A 19020-nucleotide genomic window follows, 5' to 3' on the forward strand; every position below is an offset into this window, starting at 1 on the left:
TATGAACCAAACCATAAACAATCTACTCATCGAGCAACTTGCCTCCTGGGAAACGGCACGTAATAATTATGCCGCCCTCAGCGGTGTGCAGGTGAAGGAACTGGATGTAAACGGCATTCCTTATAAGGTACAGTTCAATCCTGCACGTATCGTTTCTTCGGGAGCTAAAGTAGATGCCCAGTCCATCAAGGAACGCAAATGCTTCCTCTGCCCGGCCAATTTACCGCCGGTGCAGAAAGGGATTCCGTTCGAAGGACATTATAATATCCTGGTCAATCCGTTCCCCATCTTTCCCCGCCACCTGACGATACCGGAAGTGGCACACGTGAACCAGCGCATAGCTGTCCGTTTCAAGGATATGCTGGCATTGGCACAGACGTTAACGGATTACACGATATTCTATAATGGTCCCAAGTGCGGTGCCTCCGCCCCCGACCATGCTCACTTCCAGGCAGGCAACAAAGGTTTCATGCCTATTGAAAAGGACTGGCACGGACAGGTAGCCGGCAAAGTGGCAGATTACGGTGAAGCTACCCTCTGGTACTTGAATGACGCTCCCCGTGCAACATTGGTCATCGAAGCAGCCAATAAGAAACATGCTGCCGCCCTGTTCGATATCATTTACCACTCACTGGATATCAAACCGGGAGATGACGAACCGATGATGAATGTATTGGCATGGTATGAAGATGAGAAATGGATCGTATGCGTATTTCCACGTGAGAAGCACCGTCCGGCTTGCTATACAGCCGAAGGAGATGCCAATTTATTGAGTAGTCCTGCATCCGTAGACCTCGGCGGAGCGTTTATCACACCGGTCGAAAAAGACTTTCTCAAGATCACAGCCGAAGATATAGCCCAGATCCTGAGTGAGGTATCGCTTTCTGCCGAAGACTTCCATCGGGTGCGTCAGCGTATTAAAGAGAAGATATAGTTAATGATACTATTTGAACTCTCCTCCTCTTGGGAATCTGAGATAGTAATGCAATATAACACTTAAATAAGTATGAAAGAGCCCAAAGTACACGTAGGCATATTGTTCGAGCCGCAAATAGAGTTTATCCTACTGAATCCGTACCACATCAACGGTATGGAAATCAGTGGTAAGCAGGTTGTGACCTACAACGAAGGCAGGATACTGTGGAACGGACGCCTTTATGACGAGCTTCTATTTGAACCTGTAAACGAAGCCACCGACGCTTTCGAACTGCTCGATGTCACCATCGGCATCAACTTCCACTGGGAGCGTAAAGAAGACCAACGCTTCCTGGGTTCCCTAAAGATTATTGTGGAGAACAAGAAGCTGACAGGTATCAATGTTATTCACGTAGAAGATTACCTGACCAGCGTAATCTCCAGTGAGATGAGCGCAACGGCTTCATTAGAGCTGTTGGAGGCACATGCCGTGATTTCACGAAGCTGGCTTTTGGCTCAGATTCATAAAAACAAGGAGATTACGGAAAGCCAGGCAGAGTATTCCGCTTTCACCCAGACAGATGAAGAGTTAATCCGTTGGTACGACCGTGAAGACCACACCCGTTTCGATGTCTGTGCAGACGATCATTGCCAGCGTTACCAAGGCATTACCCGCGCCTCCACTGAAATCGTAAAGCAAGCCATCGCTGCCACCCGCGGACAAGTATTGACATCTGACGGTAAGATATGCGATGCCCGCTTCTCCAAATGCTGCGGCGGTGCATTCGAAGAATTCCAGTATTGCTGGGAAGATACGCCCCATCCGTATCTCCGGAAACAACGCGACTTCCGCATCTTCAATCCCAAAACCTGCGACCTCAGCTTTGAAGCTACCCGACCTGTTGGAGGATTACCCGACCTGACGGATGAACAGAAAGCGGAAACATGGATTCGTACCTCTCCACCGGCCTTCTGCAACACCACAGACAAGAAAGTCCTCTCACAGGTATTGAATAACTACGACCAGGAAACCACCGACTTCTATCGCTGGAAAGTAGTTTACACCCAGGAAGAGCTTTCCGCACTGATCCTGAAACGTTCCGGCATCGATTACGGGCAAATCATTGATCTTGTTCCTATCGCCCGTGGAACTTCAGGTCGGCTCTGGAAACTGAAAATCGTAGGAACCAAGAAGACGCTCACCATCGGTAAAGAGCTGGAAATACGCCGCACGCTGTCCACCTCCCATCTGTACAGCTCCGCATTCGTAGTAGATAAGGAAGACGTCTCTCCCGAAGGCATCCCCGCCCGTTTCATCCTTACCGGAGCAGGCTGGGGGCACGGTGTAGGGCTATGCCAGATCGGTGCTGCCGTTATGGGCGAACAAGGCTATAAGTATGACGCGATACTGCTACACTATTACATAGGCGCAAGTATCGAGAAGCTATATGAATAAACAGAAATAAGAAAATACCATGAAACAATCTACCAAGAAAACCAGTCCGTGGGCATGGATACCTACCCTGTACTTTGCACAAGGTTTGCCCTACGTAGCCGTGATGACCATTTCCGTCATCATGTACAAGCGTTTGGGAATATCCAACACGGATATCGCTCTCTACACCGGTTGGCTCTACCTGCCATGGGTAATTAAGCCTTTCTGGAGTCCATTTGTCGACTTGATCAAGACTAAACGGTGGTGGACCGTCGTCATGCAATACATCCTTGCCTTTGCATTGGCAGGCATTGCATTTTCCATCCCCACTCCCTTCTTTTTCCAGTTGACACTGGCAGTATTCTGGATAGTGGGCTTCACCTCCGCAACTCATGACATTGCCGCGGATGGATTCTATATGCACGCCCTGACGGAACATGAACAATCGCTCTATGTGGGCATCCGAAGCACATTTTACCGTATTGCCACGGTAGCCGGACAAGGCTTGCTGGTCATCATTGCGGGATTGATTGAAACCGGAACCGGTCTCGAACCCGCCATGTTGCAAGTTCAAGTCTCACCCGCTTACACTAACACCCTGACCTTGCCCGACTTTGAGGATACGAATATCGACACACAAAAAGAAGCCTATTTCGTATATACCTCTCCGATAGTACAAGCGGGTGTCACCGCTGCCGCCGATAATGATTCGGTAGATATAAAGACACAGATTGCCGAATTGGAAAAGGCTGTCAAAGCATCCAACATAGCCAATCACTTCGTTCCGGCCGAGGAAGCCAAAGAAGGCGATGCCACCGTAAAAGCAGAGAAAAAGGAGAGCACTTTCACCGCATGGGTACGTGAAACTTTCGGCGAGAAGCGCGAAGTAGCCGAAGGTGCTGTTGATAACGTTGCCATAGTAGGCGTACGCCTGTCCAAACAGCCATCTGCCGATGAAACCAAGATACTGAATGTCACCTTCAAAGACGGTGACCAAAGTATCAAACTGGAACAGAACAGCCTTTCCACCCGGTTCGAGTTCACTGCCGAGAATTGGGACAAGCCCGCCTACCTACTGTTCAGAATAGATCATAAGATTAAGAACGAGACTTCCGCTACCTTCGAAGGTGCATCCGGTAACATTCCGTTTGCCTGGTTGATAGTATTCATCGTACTGTCCGGATTCTTCTTCGCGGTGAGTATTTACCACAACTGGATATTGCCGAAACCCGCATCCGACCGTCCGTCGAAAGACGTTACCGCCCAGAATCTGATGAAGGAATTCTTCGATACTTTCAAGAGCTTCTTCACCAAACCGCAGGCAGGAGTCGCTATCCTCTTTATGTTGCTCTACCGTCTACCGGAAGCACAGCTCGTGAAGCTGATCAATCCTTTCCTTCTGGACCCAATAGACAAAGGCGGACTGGGACTGACTACCGGACAAGTTGGTTTCGTCTATGGTACTATCGGTATCATCGGACTGACAATTGGCGGTATCATTGGCGGTCTTGTTGCTGCACGGGGCGGATTGAAGAAATGGTTATGGCCAATGGCATGGAGCATGTCCCTCACCTGTCTGACATTCATCTATCTGAGTTATGCACAGGATCACTCGTTGCTGACAGTCAACATCTGTATCTTCATCGAACAGTTCGGCTATGGTTTCGGCTTCACAGCTTATATGCTGTATCTGATTTATTTCTCGGAAGGCGAGCACAAAACTGCCCATTACGCCATCTGCACAGGATTCATGGCACTGGGAATGATGTTGCCCGGAATGGCTGCCGGATGGTTACAGGAAACCATCGGTTACCGCCACTTCTTCGTATGGACCATTATCTGTTGCGCCGCTACCATCGGAGTATGTGCATTCATCAAGATAGATCCGAGCTTCGGAAGGAAAAAAGAAGAGTGATAACAAGTGATAAGTGGTAAGCAAGAAATCATAAATTATAAATCATGAAGAAATACATTCTCCTCTGTGTCCTCTGCGTCCTCTGTGGTGCATCGCAGGCACAAAAGATTCGGATAAAGACAGGCATCGAAGTCCTGAAAGACCAGAACTTCAAGTGTCTGGAAGGCAAACGCGTAGGTCTGATTACCAACCCCACCGGAGTGGACAATCAGATGAAATCCACCATCGACATTCTGCACGAAGCACCGAACGTGAATCTGGTCGCCCTCTTCGGCCCGGAGCACGGGGTTCGTGGTGACGTACATGCCGGCGACCACGTGACGGACATCAAAGACGCCACCACCGGACTGCCCGTATATTCCCTTTACGGCAAAACCCGCAAGGCTACGCCGGAGATGCTGAAAGACATTGACGTATTGGTCTACGATATCCAGGACATCGGTTGCCGCTCATTCACCTATATCAGTACAATGGGGCTGGCTATGGAAGCAACGGCCGAAAACGGTAAAGAATTTATCGTATTGGACCGCCCCAACCCGGTAGGCGGACTCAAGATAGAAGGCAACCTGGTAGAAGATGATTGCATTTCCTTTGTCAGTCAGTTCAAGATTCCGTACCTTTACGGGCTGACTTGCGGCGAGCTGGCATTGATGCTGAACGGAGAACGGATGATGGCGGCACCGTGCAACCTGCACGTTGTGAAGATGAAAGGCTGGAAACGCAAGATGGACTATGCACAGACGGGGTTACAATGGGTACCCTCTTCTCCGCATATCCCTCATCCGCACTCGGCCGTGTTCTATCCGGTAAGCGGCATTCTGGGTGAACTGGGATACATGTCCATCGGAGTAGGCTATACGATACCGTTCCAGATGTTTGCCGCGCAGTGGGTAGAAGCAGAAAAACTGGCGGAACGCCTGAACGCATTGAACGTGCCGGGTGTTAAGTTCAGGCCGATGTATCTGAAACCCTTCTACTCCGTGGGCAAGGGCGAATTGCTGCAAGGCGTACAGGTACACATCATGGATGTGCAGAAAGCCCCGCTGAGCGACATCCAATTCCTGGTGATGCAGGAAATCGCAGCGCTCTATCCCGACCGTGCCGTATTTGAGCATGCCGACAAGGGACGTTTCCGCATGTTCGACATGGTAAGCGGCTCGGAAGAGATACGCAAGCGGTTCTCACAGCGCAACCGGTGGGAAGATGTGCGCGACTATTGGTATAAGGATGCTGACGACTTCCGCCGGTTGTCGAAGAAGTACTACCTGTACAAGTAGGGAATAGTAAACGCTTCTTACACCCGAAGAGGCCATAAAGACATACGTATGTCACCCCTCATGAGATACGTATGTCAGGAGGTATGAGGTACTGTAGGTCATGGGTCATGAGATACGTATGTCATGAGTGGTGAGATACGTATCTCACCACAGGTGACATCGGGGCGACATCAGAGCAGCCCCACAGCACACCCTGACAGGGGTACAGGCAAAAGAGGAAAAGAATGATAAGGAAAAGAAAGGCGAAAACACTATGGTAAAAAGTAGCTACACTTCGTTTTTGCGGGAAATAAGGGGACTTATTCCGCAAGATAGGATATACACCGACGAACTGCGCCGGTTAGCATGGGGAACAGATGCGGGTTTCTACCGTCTGATCCCACAAATCGTGATTCGTTCCAACAGCGAAGAGGAAATCTCCGACCTGTTGAGACTTGCCGACCGTTACAGTCTGCCAGTAACGTTTCGTGCCGCAGGAACCAGTTTGTCGGGACAAGCCATTAGTGACTCTATCCTGATCGTAGCCGGAAAGCACTGGGAGAAGTACAGCATTTCTCCCGATCATGAACAGATCACCCTGCAACCGGGCATCATCGGCCAGCGGGTCAACGAGATTCTCGCGCCCTACGGACGTAAGTTTGCTCCGGACCCGGCAAGCGTGAAATCGGCCATGGTAGGCGGCATCGTCATGAACAACGCCTCGGGCATGAATTGCGGCACACATGCCAATAGTGACAAGGTACTTCTCTCCGCCCGCATCGTATTGGCGGACGGCACCGTGCTGGATACAGGGGACGACATTTCGCGTGCTTCCTTCGAAGCCACCCACCCCGATTTCCTTAACCGCATCTGCGAACTGCGCGACCGGATACGTGCCAACGAAGAACTCGCCACACGCATCCGCTACAAATATTCCATCAAGAACGTAACCGGACTGAATCTCCTGCCATTCGTCCGCTTCGACGACCCGTTCGATATTATTGCCCACCTGATGGTAGGCTCGGAAGGCACGCTTGCGTTCCTTTCCCAGATTACCATGCGCACCGAGTACGACTATCCGCACAAGGCAAGCGCCATGCTCTACTTTACCAGTATCAAGGATGCTTGCCGGGCGGTGGTGGCGATGAAGGAGCTTAAAAATGAAGAATTCTTCATTCCTCATTCTTCATTCATTGTGAAGGGTGCCGAGTTGCTGGACTACAAGAGTCTTTCTTCCGTAGACGACCCCATATATATAAGGTATAAGCAAGAAGTCTCCGATCCCTCCGGCCTCACCGCCGTGCTGACCGAGACCAAAGCCCGCACCCGCGAGGAACTGGAACAGAATATCTCAGCGATCGAAGAGTGTCTGAAACCTTTCAGCACCTACATCCCCGTGCACTTCACCGACCGACCGGAAGAATATTCCAAGTATTGGGCTATCCGCTCAGGCATATTCCCATCCGTAGGCGGTACACGCCAGCCCGGCACTACCTGCCTCATTGAGGACGTAGCCTTCCACATCGAAGACCTGCCCGAAGCCACTGCCGCCCTGCAACAGCTCATCGCCCGCCACGGCTACGATGATGCCTGCATCTACGGTCATGCTCTGGAAGGCAACTACCACTTTATCCTGAACCAATCTTTCAGTACCGACACCGAAGTAAAGCGCTACGAGGACCTGATGAATGACGTAAAGACCTTGGTAGTCGATAAATACGACGGCTCGCTGAAAGCAGAACATGGCACCGGACGCAACATGGCCCCCTTCGTGAAATATGAATGGGGAGAGGCAGCTTTTGAAGCCATGAAGGCAGTCAAGCAGTTGTTCGACCCGAAAGGGCTGCTCAATCCGGGAGTTATCTTCAATGATGACCCGCAATGCCACATCAAAAACTTCAAACCGTTGCCGTTGTTACGAGCTACAAGCTACGAGCTACAAGCTACGAGTACCATGCAGAATGATAGCGCAGCACTGGTAGCTCGTCGCTCGTCGCTCGTAGCTCTTTCAACTGACAAGTGCATCGAGTGTGGCTTCTGCGAAGTGAACTGCCTGTCGTGCGGCTTTACCCTTTCTTCGCGCCAGCGCATTGTATTGCAACGGGAAATATCACGTCTGAAACAAAGCGGTACAGACCAGGAACGTCTGTCTCTACTCGAAAAACAATACCGCTACCCGGGCAATCAAACTTGCGCAGGAGACGGACTATGCTCCATGTCCTGCCCGATGAATATCAATACAGGCGACCTGACCCATATCATCCGCCAGGAAGCACTGCCGAAAGGTAGCCTCGGATATAAAGCAGGAGATTTCGTAGCCAATCACTTCGCTGGTGTTAAGAGTAGTCTGCGCCCCGTTTTGTCATTAGCCAATTTCGGACACTCCGTATTGGGAACCAAAGCCATGAGCAGCATTACGAAAGGAATGCACAATGTATTGGGCGTGCCTTTGTGGACGCCTGCCATGCCAAAGAGCTATAAAGTTGAAACAGCTACCAGTGACAAGCTACCAGCTACAAGTACTATGCAGAATGACAGCGCAGCACTTGTAGCTGGTAGCTCGTCACTCGTAGCCGACAAAGTCGTTTATTTCCCCAGCTGCATCAACCAAACCATGGGCCTCCCGAAGCACTCCCCCGTGGAACAACCTTTGGTAAACAAGATGATCTCCCTCTTGCAAAAAGGCGGTTACGAAGTCATCTTCCCAAAGGAGATGGATAAGCTCTGCTGCGGCACCATCTGGGAAAGTAAAGGTATGCTCGACATTGCCGATCGCAAAGCCGCAGAACTCGAAGCCGCCCTTTGGGAAGCCAGCGAGCAAGGCAAATATCCTATCCTCTGCGATCAGAGCCCCTGCCTGCACCGCATGCGCGAAACCATTCAAAAGATGAAGCTCTACGAACCTGCAGAATTCATCTACACCTTCCTGCGGGACAAACTGGTCTTCACGCAGACCGACCGCCCCGTAGCAGTACACATCACCTGCTCCATGCGCAAAATGGGGCTGGCAGATACGATTGTCTCCCTGGCAAAACTTTGTTCCACGCATGTCTTCGTACCCGAAGAAGTAGGCTGCTGTGGTTTTGCCGGCGACCGCGGATTCACCTATCCCGAACTGAATTCCTATGCCTTGCGCAAACTCCGTCCGCAGATAGAAGCATCCGGCATCACCATCGGCTACTCCAACAGTCGTACCTGCGAAATAGGACTGACTACCAACTCTGGTATCCCCTATGTCTCTATCGCCTATCTCGTAGACCAATGCACGAAGAGCGTGAAAGCTGAAGCAACTGATAACTTATAACTAATAACTTAACACACTTATTACAATGAACAGTCAGACTAAGACAAACAAGCGCATTCTTGCCCTCGACATCCTTCGCGGTGTCACCATTGCGGGCATGATTATGGTGAACAACCCCGGCACTTGGGGACATATATATGCCCCCCTGCGCCACGCTGAGTGGAATGGCCTCACCCCCACCGACCTCGTCTTCCCCTTCTTCATGTTCATCATGGGTATCTCTACCTATATCTCCCTGAAGAAGTACAACTTCGAGTTCAGTCATGCAGCCGCCCTGAAGATATTGAAGCGTACTATTATCATCTTCCTGATCGGACTTGCCATCGGCTGGTTCTCCAGATTCTGTTACTACTGGGCAGGCTCCCATGAAGGTCTCAGCTTCGGCGAACAACTCTGGGCATCCGTCTGGACTTTCGACCGCATCCGTATCCTGGGTGTCATGCAGCGTCTGGCCCTTTGCTACGGTGCTACCGCTATCATTGCGCTGACCATGAAACACCGTCATATCCCTTATCTCATTGCCACATTGCTGGTAGGCTACTTCATCCTGCTGATGTGTGGCAACGGATTTGCTTACAACGAAACCAATATCCTCTCCATAGTGGACCGTGCCATCCTCACCCCCGCACACATGTACAAGGACAACGGCATTGATCCCGAAGGTCTTTTAAGCACCATCCCCTCCATTGCCCACGTATTGCTGGGCTTCTGCGTGGGTCGCATGATGCTGGACAGCAATAAAGCCGAGAGCCGCGAAGCGTTACTAAACTCTCACCTGATCAAATTATTCCTGGTTGGTGCCATTCTTACTTTTGCAGGCTTCCTGCTGAGCTACGGTTGTCCTATCAACAAGAAAATCTGGTCTCCCACCTTCGTTCTCACCACTTGCGGACTGGCCTCCAGTTTCCTGGCACTGCTCATCTGGATCATCGACGTAAAAGGATACAAGAAATGGTGTACTTTCTTCGAGGCTTTCGGTGTCAACCCCCTGTTCATGTACGTTCTGGGTGGAGTACTAAGTATCCTGTTCGGCAGCATCAGCTTCCCTTGGGGTGATGGCAGCGTCAGCATACACGGATTCTTATATAAGATCGTTCTTATGCCGATATTCGGTGAGACAGGCGGTTCACTGGCCTACGCACTGCTCTTTGTAGCCATCAACTGGTGCATCGGCTATCAATTGTATAAACGGAAGATATATATCAAGATATAGGAGGTAAAGGAGATATAGGAGATAACTCCTATAACTCCTTAAAACAACAAGTAAATAATTAAACTTAAAACGATATGATATTAATAGCAGACAGTGGCTCTACAAAAACCGATTGGTGTGTTGTAGAGAAAGGTAAACTCATCCAGCAGATTTCTACGAAAGGTACCAACCCTTTCTTTCAGTCGGAAGAGGAGATCAGTAATGAAATTGCGACAGCGCTGCTGCCCCAGTTAACGTCCCATGCCTTCAACGCTGTGTACTTTTATGGTGCCGGCTGTGGCTTCCCCGACAAAATTGCCATGGTACACCGTGCCATTATCCAGCATCTCCAGGTTTCGGGCGACGAAGTGGAAGTAAATACGGACATGCTTGCCGCCGCTCGCGGACTTTGCGGACACGAACCGGGCATAGCCTGCATCATGGGCACAGGTTCCAACTCGTGTTACTACGACGGCAAACACATTGGTGCCAACGTCTCTCCCCTGGGTTTCATTCTTGGCGACGAAGGTAGCGGTGCTTGCCTGGGTAAGTTGCTGGTAGGTGATATTCTGAAAAATCAGATGACTCCGGAACTGAAAGAGAAGTTCCTCAAGCAGTTCAATCTGGAACCGGCAGACATCATCGACCGTGTATACCGTAAACCTTTCCCGAACCGCTTCCTGGCAAGCCTGTCTCCATTCCTCGCTCAGAATCTGGACGAGCCTTGCGTGCGCACGCTGGTGCTAAACAGTTTCAAGGCTTTCCTGAAAAGGAACGTCATGCAATACGATTATCAGCATAGCAAGGTACATTTCATCGGCTCCGTAGCATTCCATTATAAGGAGGTACTTGCCGAGGCCGCACAGGAAATGGGCGTTCAAATAGGCACCATCCTCCAGAGCCCCATGGAAGGCCTGATTAGCTACCATAGCTAATCACCCCAGCCCTCATAAATCATAAATTATAAATCATAAATCTCATCATCATCATGGCATTCGTAAAGATATCAGAGCAACCTTCGCTCTACAACGACTTGGAAAAGAAATCTGTCCGCGAAATATTGGAGGACATCAACACAGAAGACCAGAAAGTGGCATTGGCTGTTCAAAAAGCCATCCCACAGATCGAGAAACTGGTGACACAAATCGTTCCACGCATGAAGCAAGGCGGACGCATCTTTTATATGGGAGCAGGCACCAGCGGTCGCCTGGGTGTGCTGGATGCATCAGAAATTCCTCCAACATTCGGTATGCCTCCTACGCTCGTCATCGGACTGATAGCAGGCGGTGATACAGCCTTGCGTAATCCGGTGGAAAATGCGGAGGACGATATGCGTCGCGGTTGGGAAGAGTTAGTTGAACGTAACATTACGGATAAAGATACCGTCATCGGCATTGCCGCTTCCGGCACGACTCCCTACGTTATCGGTGCCATGCAGAAAGCACGTGAGCACGGCATTCTTACAGGCTGCATCACCAGCAACCCCGACTCTCCGATGGCAGCCGAAGCAGATGTTCCCATCGAAATGATTGTAGGACCGGAGTATGTAACAGGAAGCTCACGCATGAAATCGGGTACAGGACAGAAAATGATACTGAACATGATTACCACTTCCGTCATGATACAACTGGGCCGCGTGAAAGGTAATAAGATGGTGAACATGCAGCTGAGTAACCAGAAATTGGTAGACCGTGGCACCCGCATGATCGTAGAAGAACTGGGATTGGACTATGGAAAGGCAAAGGCACTGTTGCTAATGCATGGTTCAGTGAAAAAGGCAGTGGATGCTTATAGGGGGGTAACATTATGAAACTCCTCCCTTCCTTTTTCTTCTTTGTGTTGCTTGCCCTGCAAGCCAATGCACAATCCTTGCAACGTGTTGCCCCCGAACAAGTCGGCATGGATTCCCGTCATTTGTTGTACGCTGACGAAGCGATAGAAACCGCCATCGCCAATAAAGACATTCCCGGTGCCGTACTCGCTGTAGTACGCAACGGGAAGATGGCCTACCTCAAAGCATACGGCAACAAGCGTGTGTACCCTAACACCGAGCCTGTGACTGTAAACACCATTTTCGATATGGCTTCATGCAGTAAACCCATGTCCACTGCCATCTGTACCCATATCCTGGCAGAACGTGGTAAGCTCCGCCTCCTGGATCCCGTCAGCCTCTACATACCTGAATTTAAGTCCTGGATGAGCGAAGACGGAAAAGGTAAGAAAATCATCCGCATCGCCGACTTGTTAACACATACTTCCGGTCTTCCCCCTTATGCCCCAACCAGTGAATTGGAAAAACAATATGGCTCCCCCAGCCCCGACGGAATGATAGAGTACATAGCCAACTGCCGCCGCGACTTCAAGCCGCAGACCGACTTCCAATACAGTTGCCTTAACTACATCACCCTGCAACGCATCATCGAAACCGTCAGCGGACAATCCTTACGTGACTTCGCCCGCGAAAATCTATTTGATGTATTAGGTATGGCCCATACCGACTATCTCCCCTGCAAGCGCGACAAGGATGGGAAATGGATCAATACAGCAGATGCCCATTGGACAACCTCTACCGAAGGTGACTGGCATAGCCTCATCGCTCCTACCGAGAAGCAATCCGACGGCAGTGTCCTCTGCGGACAAGTACACGATCCACTCGCCCGTGTCATGAATGGCGGTATTTCCGGCAATGCCGGCGTATTCTCTTGTGCCGAAGACATAGCTGTCCTCTGCGCCGCCCTGCAAAACGGCGGAGAATGGAACGGACACCGCATCCTCAGCCCATTGGGAGTAAAAGCTATGCGTACCGTCCCCCGTGCCACTGCTACATTAGGACGCACTTTAGGATGGGATAATTTCACCGCCTACGCTTCCAATAACGGAGATTATTTTGGTCCGAATACCTACGGGCACACCGGATACACCGGTACTTCCATCATCATAGACCCGGACAACGATACTTCCGTCATCCTGCTCGTCAATGCCGTGCATCCCGAAGACGGTCACAGCATGGTTCGCCTGCGCTCTCTGATAGCCAATGTTGTTGCTGCTTCTATCTATCCCACCCCACGTATTTATACGGATCATTATTATAAGCGCTTCCTCCAATTCATGGATGAACCTGCCATTACCTCCAAAGACATCGTCATGGTGGGCAACAGCCTTACAGAAGGTGGCGGCAACTGGAACACCCGCCTCAACAAGAAAAACATCCGTAACCGTGGTATCATCGGTGACGAAGTTATGGGTATTTACGACCGCCTGCACCAGATACTTCCGGGACACCCAGAGAAACTATTCCTCCTTGCCGGTGTCAACGACATCTCACACGACCTCACTGCGGACAGCATCGTCAGCATGATACGCATGACCGTAGAGCGCATTCAGCGTGAATCTCCTGATACGAAACTCTACCTGCAAAGTCTCCTGCCTTTCAACGAGAGCTTCGGACGCTACAAAAAGCTAACCGGGAAAACCGACATGATTCCCGAAATCAATGCGCAACTGGAGGTTTTAGCTAAAGATCACAAGATTACATTCATCAACCTCTTCCCGTTATTTACAGAGAAAAGTACGAATGTACTGCGCAAAGAACTGACCAGCGACGGCTTACACCTGAATGAAGAAGGATATAAGATTTGGGTAAAAGCGTTGAAAAAGAAAATGTAGATCCGTACTCTATAAACACAAGAGGCTGCCCATGAAATGAGCAGCCTCTCTATCTATTGTAAAAGAACGTCTACTTTACTGCTTCTAACAGCATATCAAATGTCAAGGTTGAATAACCAAGAATTGAACCATATCCGGCTTCTCCATATCCACATTGATAAGGAATATACAATATCCAGCGTTCTTTCGTATGCATATACTGTAATACCGTAGTCCATCCTGAAACGACACCTGTCACCCTAAAAGAAGATGGAGAATCGAAGTCCGTGGGCACCTTGGCGCCCTCGCCTTCAGAAAGCAGTACCCCTCGGTCTATTGCACTGTAACCAACAAAATTACCATCGAATCTATCCCCTAATATTATTGTACCATAATAGTATGTCGTAACTGACTGCGTATAAAGCGGACGCTCCCCAAGGGGGTTATCTGACGAGATTTTCTTACAGTAAATATACAAGGAATTCTCTGTCGTACTATTGTAGTTATCCTTAATAGCAAATAATTCACCTACAGGAATCTTACTAAGCTTAACAGAGTCACCGTTATCACCTTCATATTTCGCCCCTTCTATAATTCTATCAGCCCGACCACCTATGATCAGATTCAATGAATCAATATAAGCTTCATTCCGTTCTCGCCAGTTATCATACCTACCTACTTCCTCTACTTCTTCACAAGAAGTAAATACACCTGTCAAGAGTAACAGGAAAGGTAGAAATATTAAGAGTCTTTTATTCATTCTATTAATTTATTGTATTACTTATTGCAACCCCTTCAGCAATGAAGTGATGCTAACACGGTCTGCAATGATGTTATTCAGTTCAGCAATAGCCACGCGTTCCTGTTGCATCGTATCACGATTACGCAGCGTCACGCAGTTATCTTCCAGAGTTTGGTGGTCAACAGTCACGCAGTACGGAGTACCAATGGCATCCTGACGACGGTAACGTTTACCGATACTATCTTTTTCATCATACTGGCAGTGGAAGTGGAACTTCAATGAGTCGATAATCTCACGAGCCTTTTCAGGCAGACCGTCTTTCTTCACCAACGGCATTACAGCCAACTTCACAGGAGCAAGTGCGGCAGGCAATCTCAGTACTACGCGGCTTTCTCCACTCTCCAGTTGTTCTTCGCAATAAGAAGCAGACATGATACTGAGGAACATACGGTCCACACCAATAGAAGTTTCCACAACAAACGGAGTATAACTTTCATTCGTTTCGGGATCGAAGTACTTAATATTCTTACCTGAGAACTTCTCATGCTGGGACAAGTCAAAATTCGTACGGCTATGGATACCTTCCACTTCCTTGAAGCCAAACGGCATTAAGAACTCGATATCTGTAGCTGCATTCGCATAATGAGCCAACTTATCATGATCATGATAACGATAGTGGTCATCACCGAATCCCAATGCCTTATGCCATTTCAAACGGATTTCTTTCCATTTCTTGAACCATTCCAGCTCAGTACCCGGCTTCACGAAGAACTGCATTTCCATCTGTTCGAACTCACGCATACGGAAAATGAACTGACGGGCAACAATCTCGTTACGGAATGCCTTACCAATCTGTGCAATACCGAAAGGTATCTTCATGCGACCGGTCTTCTGTACATTCAGGTAATTCACAAAGATACCCTGGGCTGTTTCAGGACGCAGGTAAATCTTCATGGCACCATCCGAAGTAGAACCCATCTCTGTAGAAAACATCAGGTTGAACTGACGAACTTCCGTCCAGTTCTTTGTACCGCTGATGGGGCAAACGATTTCTTCATCCAGAATAATCTGGCGAAGCTCGTCAAGGTTATTATCATTCAGCGCCTTTGCAAAACGTTCGTGCAATGCGTCGCGTTTAGCCTGGTGTTCCAATACGCGACCATTTGTGCTACGGAACTGCGCTTCATCAAAAGCCTCTCCGAAACGCTTGGCAGCTTTGGCAACTTCTTTATTGATTTTATCGTCGTACTTTGCAAGTTGGTCTTCAATCAGCACATCAGCACGATAACGTTTTTTGGAATCACGGTTGTCAATCAAAGGGTCATTGAATGCGTCTACGTGTCCGGAAGCCTTCCAGATGGTGGGGTGCATAAAGATAGCGGAGTCGATGCCGACAATGTTTTCGTGCAGCAACACCATGCTCTGCCACCAGTATTGTTTAATGTTGTTTTTCAGTTCCACACCCATCTGACCGTAGTCATACACTGCTCCCAATCCGTCGTAGATGTCGCTGGAGGGGAATACGAAACCGTATTCCTTACAGTGTGATACGAGTTTCTTAAAAACGTCTTCTTGTGCCATTTTTTTGTTATATCTATTAATTTTAATCCTGTTCTTTATTAAAAAGCGCCACAAAGATAGGGATTTATATCATAAGTCGGGCAGGTGGGGTATTAATTTATCTTATCGTAACAAACTCTCACTTTGCACTTCCGTCACAATCTGTCCGTCAAACAGATTGATGATGCGGTGGGCATACGAGGCATCATGTCGCGAGTGAGTCACCACTACAAATAATTAAAAAACCTTCATTTGCAGGTTTTCCCGAGAAATTTAGTAATTTTGCGTTCGACTGAAAAATTCAGTGATTATTCAGAATAGATATTCCCGGAACAGATATGAGCGAAGACTTTGAAGCACCAAAAGACGATTTGGAAAACGGACTCCCGGAAGGGAGCGAAGGACATTCGGATTATAAACCCGCTGACGCGAAAGACGTAAAAGCAAAATACCAACTTAGCGGTATGTACCAGAACTGGTTTCTGGATTATGCTTCATACGTTATTCTGGAGCGTGCCGTACCCCACATAAATGATGGTTTGAAGCCTGTGCAGAGACGTATTCTGCACTCCATGAGGCGTTTGGAAGATGGACGTTACAATAAGGTAGCGAACATCGTAGGACATACCATGCAGTTTCACCCGCATGGTGACGCTTCTATCGGGGATGCGCTGGTGCAATTAGGACAGAAAGATTTGCTTGTAGACTGTCAAGGAAACTGGGGTAATATACTCACCGGTGACGGTGCTGCTGCTCCCCGTTACATTGAAGCACGCCTGTCGAAATTCGCCCTCGACGTAGTGTTCAATCCCAAAACTACCGAATGGAAACTTTCCTATGACGGACGAAACAAAGAACCGGTAACCCTGCCTGTTAAATTTCCTTTGCTGCTGGCACAAGGAGTAGAGGGTATTGCGGTAGGTCTTTCATCCAAAATACTTCCCCATAACTTCAATGAACTTTGCGATGCATCCATCCACTATCTGCATGAAGAGGAATTCAAACTGTATCCGGATTTCCAGACAGGCGGCAGCATTGATGTTTCTAAATACAATGACGGAGAACGTGGCGGTGCGGTACGCATACGCGCTAAAATTGAAAAGATTGATAATAAGACACTTGCTATCAAAGAAATTCCTTACGGGAAAACGGTAGCCAGCGTTTGCGACTCTATTGTAAAGGCAAGCGAAAAAGGCAAAATCAAGATAAAGAAGGTAGAAGACCTGACATCTGGCAACGTAGAGATATTGGTTCACCTGGCGCCTGGTGTTTCATCGGACAAGACGATAGATGCCTTGTATGCTTTCACTGATTGCGAAGTAAGCATTTCGCCCAATTGTTGCGTCATCGACGATCAGAAACCTCACTTCCTCACCGTGAGCAACATACTGAGAAAATCAGTAGATAACACCTTATCCCTGCTGCGCCAGGAGTTGGAAATACGCAAAGACGAAATACTGGAAAGTTTGCACTTTGCCTCACTGGAAAAGATCTTCATTGAAGAACGCATTTATAAAGACAAGGAATTTGAGCAGGCCCAAAATATGGATGCCGCTTGCGAACACATCGACGAACGTCTGACGCCTTATTATCCACAATTCGTACGCGAAGTAACCAAGGAAGATATCCTCAAATTGATGGAAATAAAGATGGGGCGCATCCTCAAGTTCAACTCCGACAAAGCGGAAGAACTCATTGCCCGCATGAAGGCGGACATAGAGGAAATAGACCATCATCTGGCTAATATCGTGGAATATACGGTAGACTGGTATTTGATGCTGAAAAACAAATATGGCAAGAATTTCCCGCGCCGTACAGAATTGCGCAACTTCGATACCATCGAGGCAAGCAAGGTAGTGGAAGCCAACGAAAAATTATACATCAATCGCGAAGAAGGCTTCATCGGCACAGGTCTGAAGAAAGATGAATTCCTCTCAAACTGTTCCAGCCTCGACGATGTCATTATCTTCTTCCGCGACGGGCGGTATATAGTTACTCCTGTTTCCGACAAGAAATTTGTGGGTAAAAATATTCTTTATGCCAATGTATTCAAGAAAAACGATAAGCGTACCATCTACAATGTGGTTTACCGTGACGGAAAAGAGGGTACACATTATATCAAGCGTTTTGCAGTGACAAGCATTATCCGTGATCGCGAATATGATGTGACGCAAGGCACGCCCGATTCACGCATCATGTACTTCACTGCCAACCCCAACGGTGAAGCGGAAGTCATCAAAGTAACCCTGAAACCCAATCCACGGGTACGACGCATTATCTTCGAAGAAGACTTTAGTGCCGTCGGCATTAAAGGACGCCAGGCAAGAGGAAACATTCTAACCAAGCTTCCGGTACACAAGATCGCCCTGAAACAGCGTGGCGGTTCTACTCTGGGCGGACGAAAAGTCTGGTTCGACCGTGACGTGCTTCGCCTTAACTATGACGGACGAGGCGAATACCTGGGAGAATTCCAAAGTGATGACAGCATCCTGGTGGTACATGACAACGGGGATTTCTACATCACCAACTTCGACCTAAGCAACCACTATGAAGCCAATATCCGTATATTAGAGAAGTTTGACCCGAACAAGATATGGACAGCCGTACTTTATGATGCGGACCAACAAAATTTCCCATATATCAAACGTTTCTGCATGGAGGCAACCAACCGCAAGCAGAACTATCTGGGAGAGAACAAGAACAATCGCCTGATTTTACTGACGGATGAATGCTATCCCCGCCTGGAAATCATATTCGGCGGACACGACAGTTTCCGTGAACCTATGATTATAGAGGCTGATGAATTTATCGCTGTAAAAGGTTTCAAGGCAAAAGGTAAACGTATCACTACGTTCACAATGGAAACTGTCAATGAACTGGAACCTACACGACAGCCGGAGGTTTCGCAGGACACAGAAGATCAGGAGGAAGAAGAGCCGGAAAATCTGGACCCCGATCATGGAAAGAGTGAAGATGATATCCGGGATGAAATAACGGGGCAGATGAAGCTGTTCTAAGTGATTAACGATTAGCGATTAGTGACAAGCAACTATATC

At 48.6% G+C, this 19020-nt stretch carries 11 protein-coding genes and 2 pseudogenes; 10 read left to right on the forward strand and 3 right to left on the reverse strand.

Annotation, left to right across the window (positions count from 1 at the left end; translation table 11 throughout):
* The first annotated feature begins 1 nt into the window (after position 1).
* The 9 genes and pseudogenes from K6V21_RS03120 (at position 2) to K6V21_RS03160 (ending at position 13683) form a co-directional block, all read left to right on the forward strand.
* Positions 2 to 934 carry a DUF4922 domain-containing protein gene (locus K6V21_RS03120; protein ID WP_224320825.1) on the forward strand — a complete coding sequence of 311 codons (933 nt, stop codon included), beginning with the start codon at positions 2 to 4 and terminating at the stop codon, positions 932 to 934.
* A gap of 72 nt (positions 935 to 1006) precedes the next feature.
* The gene (locus tag K6V21_RS03125) at positions 1007 to 2371 is read left to right on the forward strand and encodes a SpoIID/LytB domain-containing protein (protein WP_224320826.1); all 1365 of its coding nucleotides are present in this window, start codon (positions 1007 to 1009) and stop codon (positions 2369 to 2371) included.
* Positions 2372 to 2390: 19 nt separating this feature from the next.
* Positions 2391 to 2897, forward strand: a pseudogene (locus K6V21_RS26710) (MFS transporter); the annotation flags it as partial.
* Positions 2898 to 4309: 1412 nt separating this feature from the next.
* Positions 4310 to 5542 carry an exo-beta-N-acetylmuramidase NamZ domain-containing protein gene (locus K6V21_RS03135; protein ID WP_224320827.1) on the forward strand — a complete coding sequence of 411 codons (1233 nt, stop codon included), beginning with the start codon at positions 4310 to 4312 and terminating at the stop codon, positions 5540 to 5542.
* 253 nt (positions 5543 to 5795) lie between these two features.
* Positions 5796 to 8825: an FAD-binding and (Fe-S)-binding domain-containing protein gene (locus tag K6V21_RS03140; RefSeq protein ID WP_224320828.1), complete on the forward strand. Its 3030-nt coding sequence runs from the start codon at positions 5796 to 5798 to the stop codon at positions 8823 to 8825.
* Positions 8826 to 8850: 25 nt separating this feature from the next.
* Positions 8851 to 10038 (forward strand): acyltransferase family protein, encoded by a 1188-nt coding sequence (locus K6V21_RS03145; RefSeq protein ID WP_224320829.1) that lies wholly within the window; start codon positions 8851 to 8853, stop codon positions 10036 to 10038.
* Positions 10039 to 10112: 74 nt separating this feature from the next.
* Positions 10113 to 10952, forward strand: a complete 840-nt coding sequence (locus tag K6V21_RS03150) for an ATPase (protein ID WP_007216986.1) — start codon at positions 10113 to 10115, stop codon at positions 10950 to 10952.
* Between the two features lie 53 nt (positions 10953 to 11005).
* Positions 11006 to 11827: an N-acetylmuramic acid 6-phosphate etherase gene (gene murQ / locus K6V21_RS03155; protein ID WP_021968228.1), complete on the forward strand. Its 822-nt coding sequence runs from the start codon at positions 11006 to 11008 to the stop codon at positions 11825 to 11827.
* A complete protein-coding gene (locus K6V21_RS03160; RefSeq protein ID WP_224320830.1) occupies positions 11824 to 13683 on the forward strand; it encodes a serine hydrolase in 1860 nt (619 codons plus the stop codon). Before murQ ends, K6V21_RS03160 begins: the two co-directional genes overlap by 4 nt.
* A gap of 70 nt (positions 13684 to 13753) precedes the next feature.
* Here K6V21_RS03160 and K6V21_RS03165 read toward each other — a convergent pair whose 3' ends face one another.
* The 3 genes and pseudogenes from K6V21_RS03165 to K6V21_RS03175 all read right to left on the reverse strand — a co-directional run.
* Complete coding sequence (locus K6V21_RS03165; protein WP_007216983.1) at positions 13754 to 14422, reverse strand: FKBP-type peptidyl-prolyl cis-trans isomerase; 669 nt, start codon at positions 14420 to 14422, stop codon at positions 13754 to 13756.
* Positions 14423 to 14443: 21 nt separating this feature from the next.
* Complete coding sequence (locus K6V21_RS03170) at positions 14444 to 15985, reverse strand: glycine--tRNA ligase (RefSeq protein ID WP_007210731.1); 1542 nt, start codon at positions 15983 to 15985, stop codon at positions 14444 to 14446.
* A 102-nt stretch (positions 15986 to 16087) separates the two neighbouring features.
* Positions 16088 to 16195, reverse strand: a pseudogene (locus K6V21_RS03175) (ABC transporter ATP-binding protein); the annotation flags it as partial.
* A gap of 107 nt (positions 16196 to 16302) precedes the next feature.
* On the opposite strand from K6V21_RS03175, the gene K6V21_RS03180 reads away from it, so the two are divergent.
* On the forward strand, positions 16303 to 18981 hold the full coding sequence (locus K6V21_RS03180) for a DNA gyrase/topoisomerase IV subunit A (RefSeq protein WP_217712509.1): 2679 nt from the start codon (positions 16303 to 16305) through the stop codon (positions 18979 to 18981).
* Positions 18982 to 19020: the final 39 nt, after the last annotated feature.

Origin of the sequence: Bacteroides cellulosilyticus (assembly GCF_020091405.1) — a bacterium.
GTDB lineage: Bacteria > Bacteroidota > Bacteroidia > Bacteroidales > Bacteroidaceae > Bacteroides.